At 45.4% G+C, this 12,770-nt stretch carries 9 protein-coding genes; all 9 read right to left on the bottom strand.

The window, feature by feature from the left end:
* Window positions 1-99: 99 nt before the first annotated feature.
* Window positions 100-4,317 carry a DNA-directed RNA polymerase subunit beta' gene (rpoC, locus tag C9J42_RS18720; RefSeq protein ID WP_107207949.1) on the bottom strand — a complete coding sequence of 1,406 codons (4,218 nt, stop codon included), beginning with the start codon at window positions 4,315-4,317 and terminating at the stop codon, window positions 100-102.
* Between the two features lie 100 nt (window positions 4,318-4,417).
* Window positions 4,418-8,443, bottom strand: coding sequence for a DNA-directed RNA polymerase subunit beta (gene rpoB, locus C9J42_RS18715; protein ID WP_107291277.1), 4,026 nt, complete (start codon window positions 8,441-8,443; stop codon window positions 4,418-4,420).
* Between the two features lie 228 nt (window positions 8,444-8,671).
* On the bottom strand, window positions 8,672-9,037 hold the full coding sequence (gene rplL / locus C9J42_RS18710; protein ID WP_105061414.1) for a 50S ribosomal protein L7/L12: 366 nt from the start codon (window positions 9,035-9,037) through the stop codon (window positions 8,672-8,674).
* A 59-nt stretch (window positions 9,038-9,096) separates the two neighbouring features.
* A complete protein-coding gene (gene rplJ / locus C9J42_RS18705) occupies window positions 9,097-9,591 on the bottom strand; it encodes a 50S ribosomal protein L10 (protein WP_107207948.1) in 495 nt (164 codons plus the stop codon).
* Window positions 9,592-9,825: 234 nt separating this feature from the next.
* Complete coding sequence (gene rplA / locus C9J42_RS18700; RefSeq protein WP_107207946.1) at window positions 9,826-10,530, bottom strand: 50S ribosomal protein L1; 705 nt, start codon at window positions 10,528-10,530, stop codon at window positions 9,826-9,828.
* A 4-nt stretch (window positions 10,531-10,534) separates the two neighbouring features.
* Complete coding sequence (gene rplK, locus C9J42_RS18695; protein ID WP_005372708.1) at window positions 10,535-10,963, bottom strand: 50S ribosomal protein L11; 429 nt, start codon at window positions 10,961-10,963, stop codon at window positions 10,535-10,537.
* A 125-nt stretch (window positions 10,964-11,088) separates the two neighbouring features.
* Complete coding sequence (nusG, locus tag C9J42_RS18690; RefSeq protein ID WP_045084741.1) at window positions 11,089-11,634, bottom strand: transcription termination/antitermination protein NusG; 546 nt, start codon at window positions 11,632-11,634, stop codon at window positions 11,089-11,091.
* A gap of 11 nt (window positions 11,635-11,645) precedes the next feature.
* Window positions 11,646-12,023, bottom strand: coding sequence for a preprotein translocase subunit SecE (secE, locus tag C9J42_RS18685; protein ID WP_107207944.1), 378 nt, complete (start codon window positions 12,021-12,023; stop codon window positions 11,646-11,648).
* Between the two features lie 241 nt (window positions 12,024-12,264).
* Window positions 12,265-12,770, bottom strand: a 506-nt coding sequence (locus tag C9J42_RS18680) for an EF-Tu/IF-2/RF-3 family GTPase (RefSeq protein WP_255418665.1), incomplete at its 5' end; no start/stop codon positions are given.

Raw genomic sequence — 12,770 nt, 5'->3', positions numbered from 1 at the left:
TTTTCCCTCTTACATAACCCGTCCACTAGCCTGATATTTATTACAAACAATAAAAAAGGCACCCCGAAGGATGCCTTTTAGAATCAGTTACGTTGAGAATTAATTCTCGTCGTTAAGACCTGCATTCAATAGTGCCGCTAAGTCTTGAGAGGCTTGCTCTGCATCAACTTGTGGTGCTACTGGCTCAAGCTCAACATCACGCTGCAATTGACGACGTTGGTGGTAAGAGAAACCTGTACCCGCTGGGATCAGACGACCCACGATTACGTTCTCTTTCAGACCACGTAGGTCATCACGCTTACCAGAAACAGCAGCTTCTGTTAGTACGCGCGTTGTTTCCTGGAACGATGCTGCTGAGATGAATGACTCAGTCGCAAGCGATGCTTTAGTGATACCTAGTAAGTCACGAGAGTAACTTGCAGGAGTCTTACCTTCAGCTTCAAGCTGACGGTTAGCAATCGTTACGCGAGAGAATTCAACTTGCTCGCCTTCTAGGAACTCAGAATCACCAGCAACAGTGATAGTTACCTTACGTAGCATCTGACGAATGATAGTCTCAATGTGCTTATCATTAATCTTAACGCCCTGTAGACGGTAAACTTCCTGAACTTCGTTAACGATGTATTCTGCAACTGCGTGTACACCACGTAGACGTAGAATATCGTGCGGAGTTTCTGGACCATCAGCGATTACGTCACCCTTCTCAACTTTTTCGCCTTCGAAAACGTTAAGTTGGCGATGCTTCAGGATCATCTCTTCGTACGGCTGACCTTCACTTGGTGTGATGATCAAACGACGCTTACCTTTAGTTTCTTTACCGAACGATACTGTACCGGTAATTTCTGCCAAGATAGCTGGTTCTTTTGGCTTACGTGCTTCGAACAAGTCAGCAACGCGTGGTAGACCACCCGTGATATCCTTGTTACCGCCAGATTTTTGCGGAATACGTGCAAGCGTATCACCGATACCAACCATAGCGCCGTCGTCAAGCTGAACAATCGCCTTACCAGGTAGGAAGTATTGAGCTGGCATATCAGTACCAGGGATCATTACATCATTACCATCAGCATCAACAAGTTTGATAGCTGGACGCATATCTTTACCTGCTGCTGGACGAGCTGCTGCATCAGTTACTTCGCTTGAAGATAGACCTGTTAGGTCATCTGTTTGACGAGAAACTGTTACGCCGTCGATCATGTCAACGAACTGGATACGACCAGCCACTTCAGTGATGATTGGCATGGTGTGCGCTTCCCAGTTTGCTACTGTTTCACCAGCAACAACGTCTGCACCGTCACCTTTGCTTAAAATAGTACCGTAAGACAGTTTGTAGTTCTCTTTCGTACGGCCGAACTCATCAATGATGCTTAGTTCAGATGCACGAGAAGTAATTACAAGCTTGCCAGCATTGTTCGTTACGAACTTAGCATTGTGCAGCTTCATAGAACCTGTAGTTTTCACTACAACGCTATTGTCTGCTGCTGCTGCTGATGCCGCACCACCGATGTGGAACGTACGCATCGTAAGCTGTGTACCCGGTTCACCGATTGACTGAGCAGCAACAACACCCACTGCCTCACCAGAGTTAACCAAGTGACCACGAGCAAGGTCACGACCGTAACAGAACTTACAACAACCGAAGTCATTTTCACACGTTACAACTGAACGTACTTTAACTTGGTCTACAGAGTTTGCTTCTAGGATCTCACACCACTTCTCATCAAGAAGCGTATTACGTGGTGCTAGAACTTCTTCTGTACCCGGTTTTAGAACGTCTTCAGCAACAACACGACCAAGAACACGATCACCAAGTTGTTCTTTAACATCACCACCCTCGATTAGAGGCATCATGGTGATACCAGCGTAAGTACCACAGTCATCTGCTGTGATCACTACGTCTTGCGCTACGTCTACTAGACGACGCGTTAGGTAACCTGAGTTTGCTGTCTTAAGTGCGGTATCCGCAAGACCCTTACGAGCACCGTGAGTAGAGATAAAGTACTGGAGTACGTTTAGACCTTCACGGAAGTTCGCAGTGATCGGCGTTTCGATGATTGAGCCATCTGGCTTAGCCATCAGACCACGCATACCCGCCAACTGACGAATCTGTGCAGCAGAACCACGAGCACCAGAGTCGGCCATCATGTATACGCTGTTGAACGATTTTTGCTGCTCTTCTTCACCGTCACGGTTAATAACAGTATCGAAAGACAGGTTATCCATCATCGCTTTAGCAACTTGTTCGTTCGCTGTAGCCCAGATATCGATAACTTTGTTGTAACGTTCACCAGCAGTTACAAGACCTGATTGGAACTGCTCTTGGATTTCAGCAACTTCAGCTTCAGCTTCAGCGATCTTAGTGTATTTAGCCGCAGGTACAACCATATCGTCGATACCAACAGATACACCAGAAAGTGCAGCGTAAGCAAAACCTGTGTACATAATCTGGTCAGCAAAGATAACAGTATCTTTCATGCCCAGCTTACGATAACAGGTGTTAAGAAGCTTAGAAATTTGCTTCTTACCTAGTGCTTCAGTGTTTACAAGGCTAAATGACAGACCTTTCGGTACGATAGGCCATAGCATTGCACGACCAACAGTAGTATCAACAAGTTGAGAATTCTCAACAAAGTTACCCTGCTCGTCTTTCACATATTCTGTAATACGTACTTTAACGCGAGCGTGAAGCTCAGCCATCTTAGTACGGTATGCTTTCTCAGCTTCAGCTGGTCCAGCAAGGTACATGCCTTCACCTTTCGCGTTGATTTTCTCACGCGTCATGTAGTAAAGACCCAATACAACGTCCTGAGAAGGTACGATGATCGGATCACCAGATGCTGGTGAAAGAATGTTGTTTGTTGACATCATTAGAGCACGTGCTTCTAGCTGTGCTTCTAGCGTCAACGGCAAGTGAACCGCCATCTGGTCACCATCGAAGTCGGCGTTGTATGCCGCACACACAAGTGGGTGAAGCTGAATCGCTTTACCTTCGATTAGGATTGGTTCAAACGCCTGAATACCTAGACGGTGCAGTGTTGGTGCACGGTTAAGCATTACTGGGTGTTCACGAATAACTTCGTCTAGGATATCCCAAACGACTGCTTCTTCGCGCTCAACCATCTTCTTAGCAGCTTTGATTGTCGTAGCAAGACCACGAGTCTCTAACTTACCGTAGATGAATGGCTTAAATAGCTCTAGTGCCATCTTCTTAGGAAGACCACACTGATGCAGACGTAGGTATGGACCTACTGTGATAACAGAACGACCTGAGTAGTCTACACGCTTACCAAGAAGGTTCTGACGGAAACGACCTTGTTTACCCTTGATCATATCAGCAAGAGATTTCAGAGGACGCTTGTTAGAGCCAGTGATAGCGCGGCCACGACGACCGTTATCTAGCAATGCATCAACAGATTCCTGAAGCATACGCTTTTCGTTACGTACGATGATATCAGGAGCAGCCAGGTCTAAAAGACGCTTCAGACGGTTGTTACGGTTAATAACACGACGGTATAGATCATTCAGATCTGAAGTCGCGAAACGACCGCCGTCTAGTGGTACCAACGGACGTAGGTCCGGCGGTAGAACTGGCAGTACAGACAGGATCATCCACTCTGGGTTGTTACCTGACTGTAGGAAAGCTTCAACTAGCTTAAGACGCTTAGTTAGCTTCTTACGCTTAGTTTCAGAGTTAGTTTCTTCTAACTCTTCACGCATATTTTCGATTTCAGCATTTAGGTCCATGTTGCCTAAAAGTGCTTTAACCGCTTCTGCGCCCATCTTAGCGTCGAACTCGTCGCCCCACTCTTCAAGTGCATCCAAGTACTGCTCTTCAGAAAGCAGCTGGCTACGCTCAAGGTTGGTCATACCAGGTTCAATAACTACGTATGATTCAAAGTAAAGTACACGCTCGATATCACGTAGAGGCATGTCCATTAACAAACCGATACGAGATGGCAGTGACTTTAAGAACCAGATGTGGGCAACAGGTGAAGCAAGCTCAATGTGACCCATACGCTCACGGCGTACTTTAGTCTGAGTAACTTCAACACCACATTTTTCACAGATCACACCACGGTGCTTCAGGCGCTTGTACTTGCCACAAAGACACTCGTAGTCTTTTACTGGGCCAAAGATACGTGCACAGAAAAGACCGTCACGCTCAGGCTTGAAGGTACGATAGTTGATTGTTTCTGGCTTTTTAACTTCACCAAAAGACCATGAACGGATCATGTCAGGTGAAGCTAGACCGATTTTGATTGCATCAAATTCTTCGGTCTTATGTTGTGCTTTCAGAAACTTAAGTAAGTCTTTCACATTCGGCTCCTGTGAGGAGTTGACCCATAAAGGCGCCAGTCTACTGGCGCCTTCATATTTATACCGGAGTAACTAATAAGTATAGGTGACTAACCCAGTCTTATTCGTCTTCCAGCTCGATGTTAATACCCAACGAGCGGATTTCTTTCAACAATACGTTGAATGATTCCGGCATACCTGGTTCCATACGATGATCACCGTCAACGATGTTTTTATACATCTTCGTACGGCCGTTAACGTCATCTGACTTAACGGTTAGCATTTCTTGAAGGGTATATGCTGCGCCGTATGCTTCAAGCGCCCATACTTCCATCTCACCAAAACGCTGACCACCGAACTGAGCTTTACCACCCAGCGGCTGCTGAGTAACAAGGCTGTAAGAACCGGTAGAACGGGCGTGCATCTTGTCATCAACCAAGTGGTTCAGTTTAAGCATGTACATGTAACCAACAGTTACAGGACGCTCAAATGCATCACCAGTACGGCCATCAAACAACGTTAGCTGACCTGATTCAGGTAGATCACCCAATTTTAGCAACTCTTTAATTGATGACTCAGGTGCGCCATCAAATACAGGTGTTGCAATCGGTAGACCTTTACGAAGGTTTTGTACAAGAGTACGCACTTCCTGATCAGTAAGAGCTTCGATATCAACTTTCTGGCGAGTATCACCTAGGTTGTATACGCGTTGTAGGAAGTTACGGAACTTGTGTAACTCCTGCTGCTCTTTAAGCATATCGTTAAGTTTGTCACCGATACCTTTCGCCGCAAGACCTAAGTGAGTCTCAAGGATCTGACCGATGTTCATACGAGACGGTACACCCAGTGGGTTCAGAACGATATCAACCGTTTGACCTTTCTCATCGTAAGGCATGTCTTCAACAGGGTTAATCTTAGAGATAACACCCTTGTTACCGTGACGACCCGCCATCTTATCACCCGGTTGGATGCGACGACGAACAGCTAGGTATACTTTAACAATCTTAAGTACGCCAGGTGCTAGGTCATCACCTTGAGTGATCTTACGACGCTTAGTTTCAAACTTCTTATCGAACTCAGCTTTCAGTTCATCATACTGCTCTGCAAGCTGTTCCAACTGGTTTTGTAAAGCTTCGTCATCAAGCGTAACAGCGAATAGTGCATCGCGGTTCATTGAAGCAATCTTGTCTTCGCCGTAACCCGCAGATAGTAGAAGCGTACGAACACGAGCAAGAAGACCACCCTCAAGGATCTGGAATTCTTCTGTGATATCTTTCTTCGCTTCTTTCAGCTGCATCTCTTCAATTTCAAGAGCACGCTTGTCTTTCTCAACGCCGTCACGAGTGAAGACTTGTACGTCAATAATCGTACCAGTAACACTTCCAGGAACACGTAGAGATGAATCTTTAACATCAGATGCTTTCTCACCGAAGATAGCTCGTAGAAGCTTCTCTTCTGGTGTTAGTTGTGTTTCACCCTTAGGTGTCACTTTACCAACTAGGATGTCACCACCCTTCACTTCAGCACCGATGTAAACGATACCTGACTCGTCCAACTTAGAAAGCGCAGCTTCACCCACATTAGGGATATCAGCAGTGATTTCTTCAGAACCCAGCTTCGTATCACGCGCCACACAAGAAAGCTCTTGAATGTGGATTGTTGTGAAACGATCCTCCTGAACTACACGCTCAGAAACTAAGATGGAATCCTCGAAGTTGTAACCGTTCCAAGGCATGAACGCGATACGCATGTTTTGACCAAGCGCTAGCTCACCAAGGTCTGTTGAAGGACCATCAGCAAGAACATCACCGCGTGATACTGGCTCGCCAGGTAGCACGGTTGGACGCTGGTTAATACATGTGTTCTGGTTAGAACGCGTGTACTTAGTTAGGTTGTAGATATCGATACCTGCTTCACCAGGGATCAACTCGTCGTCGTTAACTTTGATAACGATACGAGATGCATCTACAGACTGAACTGTACCACCACGTTTAGCTACAGCTGTAACACCAGAATCAACACCGATTTGACGCTCAATACCAGTACCTACTAGCGGCTTATCAGCACGGATAGTTGGAACTGCCTGACGTTGCATGTTCGCACCCATTAGGGCACGGTTAGCATCATCGTGTTCTAGGAACGGGATCAGAGATGCCGCCACAGATACAACCTGGTTGGTTGCAACGTCCATGTATTGAACATGGTCACGTGGGTGCAGACCTGAATCACCTTTCTGACGAGCAGTGATCAATTCGTCAGCAAATGAACCGTCTTCGTTAAGCGCGGCGTTAGCCTGTGCAATAACGTATAGACCTTCTTCGATTGCTGATAGGTATTCGATATCGTCTGTAACTTTTCCGTCTATCACTTTACGGTAAGGTGTTTCCAAGAAACCGTAAGGGTTACAACGCGCAAAAACAGATAGCGAGTTGATTAGACCGATGTTTGGACCTTCAGGCGTTTCGATAGGACATAGACGACCGTAGTGCGTCGCGTGTACGTCTCGAACCTCAAAGCCAGCACGCTCACGAGTCAGACCACCTGGACCAAGCGCCGAGATACGACGTTTGTGAGTAACTTCTGACAGTGGGTTGTTTTGGTCCATAAACTGTGACAACTGAGAAGAGCCGAAGAACTCTTTCACTGCCGCAGAAATAGGTTTAGCGTTAATTAGGTCTTGAGGCATGATTGCATCAAGATCGCCTAAGCTTAGACGCTCTTTAACAGCACGCTCAACACGTACTAGACCAACGCGGAATTGGTTTTCAGCCATTTCGCCAACAGAACGAATACGACGGTTACCAAGGTGGTCGATATCATCAACTTCACCTTTACCGTTACGGATATCGATCAGTTTACGCATAACATCAATGATGTCTGCGTGGTCTAAGATACCAGGACCTGTAGTCTCTTCACGAAGTAGAGAACTGTTGAACTTCATACGGCCAACAGCAGATAGATCGTAACGATCTTCTGAGAAGAACAAGCTTTCAAAAAGTTGCTCAGCTGCTTCACGTGTTGGTGGCTCGCCAGGGCGCATCATACGGTAGATTTCTACCAATGCACTTAAACGGTCAGTTGTGTTGTCGATACGTAGGGTATCTGACATGTAAGGACCGTGGTCTAAATCGTTCGTAAACAGAACTTCAATAGACTTGTGACCCGCCTGAGATAGAAGTGCTAATGCTTCCAGGCTTAATTCCTGGTTAGCCGCTACAATCAGTTCACCGGTTTCTTCGTTGATGTAATCGCGTGATGCGATCTTACCAACGATGTACTCAACTGGTACTTCGATGTGATCAATGCCATCTTTGCCTAATTGGCGAATATGACGAGCAGTGATACGACGACCTTGCTCTACGTAAACTGTACCGTTCGCTTCAATATCAAAGCTTGCAGTTTCGCCACGTAGACGATCCGGTACCAACTCCATAACAAGAGATTTACCTTGAACTTCGAAATGAATTTTTTCGAAGAACATGTCAAGGATCTGTTCTGTTGTGTAGTTAAGTGCACGAAGGATGATAGACGCAGGTAATTTACGACGACGGTCGATACGTACGAATACACTGTCCTTAGGATCGAACTCGAAATCCAACCATGAACCACGGTAAGGGATTACGCGAGCGTTATATAACACTTTACCTGAGGAGTGGGTCTTACCCTTATCGCTGTCGAAGAAGACACCCGGGCTACGGTGTAGCTGGGATACGATAACCCTCTCGGTACCGTTAATAACGAATGTACCGTTATCTGTCATGAGCGGAATTTCGCCCATGTAAACTTCTTGTTCTTTAATGTCTTTTACAGTGCCAGCCGGCGCGTCTTTATCGTACATGACAAGACGTAGCTTCACACGCAGTGGAGCAGAATAAGTTACGCCACGAATCTGACATTCTTTAACATCGAAGACCGGCTCACCGAGACGATAGCTAACGTATTGCAGCTCGGAATTGCCATTGTAGCTCTGGATTGGAAAAACAGAGCGAAAGGCAGCTTCTAGACCGTAATGCCCTTCTGGATCCTGCTCGATAAATTTTTGGAAAGAATCAAGCTGGATCGACAGCAAGTATGGAGCATCCAACACTTGCGGACGCTTACCAAAATCCTTACGGATACGCTTTTTCTCGGTATAAGAGTAAACCATAGGTTCCTCAGATCGCTGATAAGTGATCCAAACTACCCCAATACACACGGGGGGTAGTGACTAAACGTTGTTTATGTGTAGGAACAACCCAATGAAATCAGGGTCGTTTTTTTGCTAGACAGTGGATACAAAACAAGGTGAAAATTACCACTGCCCTACAGCGCAAAAAGGCCGGTGGCAATTTGCCACCAGCCAATAGCCATAAAAGGCTATGAAATCAAATAATTATTACTTGATTTCAACAGAAGCACCAGCTTCTTCTAATTGAGCTTTAAGAGCTTCAGCTTCAGCTTTCTCAACGCCTTCTTTTAGAGGTGCTGGAGCGCCGTCAACTACTGCTTTAGCTTCTTTAAGACCAAGACCAGTTGCGCCACGTACTGCTTTGATTACAGCAACTTTGTTAGCGCCACAAGCTGTTAGGATTACGTCGAATTCAGTTTGCTCTTCAGCTGCATCTGCAGCTGCGCCGCCTGCTACAACTGCAGCTGCAGCAGTAACACCGAATTTTTCTTCCATAGCTTCAATTAGCTCAACAACTTGCATTACAGACATTTCTGCAACTGCGTCTAGGATTTGCTCGTTAGTGATAGACATAACAATTCTCTTTTAAAGTCAACAATAAGTTTAAATAGTAATCAGATAAAACTCTGCTATTAAGCAGCAGCTTCTTCTTTCTGATCACGTACTGCAGCGATAGTACGTACAAGTTTACCAGCAGACGCTTCTTTCATGCACATCATTAAGCGTGCGATAGCTTCGTCGTAAGTTGGTAGAGTTGCTAGTACTTCAACGTTTGCAACAGCGCCTTCAAATGCAGCTGCTTTGATCTCGAATGCTTTGTTCTCTTTAGCGAAGTCTTTAAAAAGACGCGCTGCAGCACCTGGGTGCTCATTAGAGAAACCGATTAGAGAAGGACCAACAAAAACGTCTTGTAGACATTCGAAGTCAGTTCCTTCCACTGCACGGCGTGCTAGTGTGTTACGAACAACTTTAACGTATACGCCAGCTTCACGAGCTTGCTTACGTAAAGTAGTCATCGCACCCACAGTAACACCGCGAGAGTCAGCAACAACAGCAGAAAGTGCACCGTTGGCAGCTTCGTTGACTTCAGCAACAATTGCTTTTTTGTCTTGAAGATTTAATGCCATTGGATTTGCTCCTGGATTGTTTGACACCACTCACTGCTCAAATAGCAGGAGAGTCTTACGGCGCAGATCCAAGAAAGACATACATCAATCATGCTCTGGCACCGTCTACGTAGGTAAATATTAAGTTCCGAAAAACACCTACGGTCTTTGACGGAGGCTAACTGCAAGCAATTAGCCCCAGCCACGAATTCGGAAGCGACAAATTATACACTAACTTATCGCTTCTGCAAATTATTACGCTACGTTAGTTTTCAGAGAGTTCTGATCTAATGCTACGCCTGCACCCATAGTAGTAGAGATGCTTACTTTCTTAATGAAAGTACCTTTCGCTGAAGAAGGCTTAGCTTTCTTCAGTGCAACTAGAAGAGCTTCTAAGTTCTCTTGTAGTTGAGCGGCATCGAAGTTCACTTTACCGATAGTAGTGTGAATGATACCGTTTTTGTCGTTACGGTAACGAACCTGACCTGCTTTAGCATTTTTAACTGCTTCAGCAACGTTAGGAGTTACAGTACCAACTTTAGGGTTTGGCATAAGACCACGAGGACCTAAGATAGTACCAAGTTGACCTACAACGCGCATTGCATCAGGAGATGCGATAACTACGTCGAAGTTCATCTCGCCTTTCTTAACTAGATCAGCTAGATCTTCCATACCTACAAGCTCAGCGCCAGCTTCTTTAGCAGCTTCAGCGTTTGCGCCTTGAGTAAATACAGCAACACGGATATCACGACCAGTACCGTTTGGTAGTACAGTTGCACCACGTACGTTTTGGTCAGATTTACGTGCATCAATGCCTAGGTTAACTGCAACGTCAACACTTTCATTGAATTTAGCAGTAGCTAGTTCTTTTAGAAGAGCAACAGCTTCGTTGATTTCGTACTCACGAGTAGAGTCAACTTTGTCACGGATAACGCGCATGCGCTTAGTCAGTTTAGCCATCTTATTAACCCTCTACCACTAGGCCCATTGAGCGAGCAGTACCAGCAATTGAACGCTTCATAGCTTCAATATCAGCACCAGTCATGTCTGCAGCTTTAGTCTCAGCGATCTCTTGGATCTGAGCGTCAGTTACAGTACCTACTTTCTCAGTGTTCGGACGACCAGAACCAGACTTAAGGCCAGCTGCTTTAAGCAGAAGAACTGCTGCAGGTGGAGTCTTAGTTACGAACGTGAATGAACGGTCACTGTAAACAGTGATAACAACTGGAGTTGGAAGACCTTTCTCTACTGAGTCAGTCTTAGCGTTAAACGCTTTACAGAATTCCATGATGTTAACACCATGTTGACCAAGAGCTGGACCAACTGGTGGACTAGGGTTCGCCATACCAGCTGCAACTTGCAGCTTGATGTAAGCTTCTACTTTTTTAGCCATTGCTATATACCTAAATTTGGGTTCAAACGTCTATTTTTAAACAAACAGACTCCCCGTCTAACGAAAGGGCGCGAAATTATAGCCTAATCTCACGCCCCTGACAATACAACTTGAACAGAATTTGATCAGTTCTTTTCGATTTGACCGAACTCTAATTCTACTGGCGTTGCACGACCGAAAATCGATACAGAAACCTTCACGCGGCTCTTATCGTAATCTACTGATTCAATTGTACCATTGAAATCAGCAAATGGACCATCAGTCACACGAACAACTTCACCAGGTTCAAATACTGTTTTATGAACAGGAGACTCACTAGCTTGCTGTAGACGGTTTAGGATCGCATCCGCTTCTTTATCAGAAATCGGAGCTGGGCGATCAGAAGTTCCGCCAATGAAGCCCATAACACGTGGAATACTGCGTACTAAGTGCCATGTTTCGTCGTTCATCACCATTTGTACCAGTACGTAACCTGGGAAGAACTTACGCTCACTCTTACGGCGCTGACCTGCACGAACTTCAACTACCTCTTCTGTAGGAACAAGAACTTCATCAAAGTGCTCTTCCATACCGTGCATTTTGATATGTTCGCGTAGTGACTGTGCAACTCGGCCTTCAAAACCTGAAAAAGCCTGTACTACATACCATCGTTTTTTTGGAGCTTCGCTCATGAATTCTTACCTCACACGCCGGTAAATAGGCGTACTAAACGGACCATAATGCCGTCGATACCCCAAAGGGCTAACGCCATCACTACAGTGACTGCTAGAACGATAAAGGTTGTCTGCGTAGCTTCCTGACGAGTAGGCCATACCACCTTGCGGACTTCCATGCGCGACTCACTTGCAAAACGAATCGCGGCTTTACCTTTTGCTGTAAATGCAGCAGTGATCCCAGCAACTGCCACTAAAGCAATTACTGCAGATGTACGCAGCACAACAGAAACATCACTGTACAGGTAATTACCAACCACAGCAGCAGCTAGCAAAGCAAAAACTACGACCCATTTCAGGCCATCCATTTTGCTTTCGCTTTCTTGGTTTTCGGCATTCGCATTCATACAACCAACCTGTAACTAGTCTTTATTTAGACGAAAATAACCCCGCTATAGCGAGGCCATGGATGAAGAAAAAGGGGTAAGCCTTTAATAACATTAATAAAAAACTTCATCTTACGAAAATTTATCTCTATCACTTGAACAAAAAACATGCATTTTTGTATTAAAGTGTAGAAAAAGGGCATCAAATGATGCCCTTTTTTGTGCGCTGTCGTCAAATTAAATTCAACGAAGTCGTCGTAACTTATGCAATGATAGTTGCAACAACACCAGCACCAACTGTACGGCCACCTTCACGGATAGCAAAACGTAGACCTTCGTCCATCGCGATAGGTGCGATTAGAGTAACAGTCATAGCGATGTTATCACCAGGCATTACCATTTCAACGCCTTCTGGTAACTCGATAGTACCAGTTACGTCAGTTGTACGGAAGTAGAACTGTGGACGGTAACCTTTGAAGAAAGGAGTGTGACGACCACCTTCATCTTTAGAAAGCACATAGATTTCTGAAGTGAAAGTTGTGTGTGGAGTGATTGAACCTGGCTTAGCAAGTACTTGACCACGTTGAACTTCATCACGCTTAGTACCACGTAGAAGAACACCAACGTTCTCACCAGCACGGCCTTCGTCAAGAAGCTTACGGAACATCTCAACACCAGTACAAGTAGTTGTAATAGTGTCTACGATACCAACGATAGCAACTTCGTCACCAACTTTGATGATACCTTGCTCAACACGACCAGTTACAA

It is taken from the genome of Photobacterium sp. GB-56 (assembly GCF_003026105.1).
Classification (GTDB): Bacteria; Pseudomonadota; Gammaproteobacteria; order Enterobacterales; family Vibrionaceae; genus Photobacterium.
Note: the sequence above shows the minus strand (reverse complement) of the source record. Positions and strands in the feature narration are given on the sequence as shown.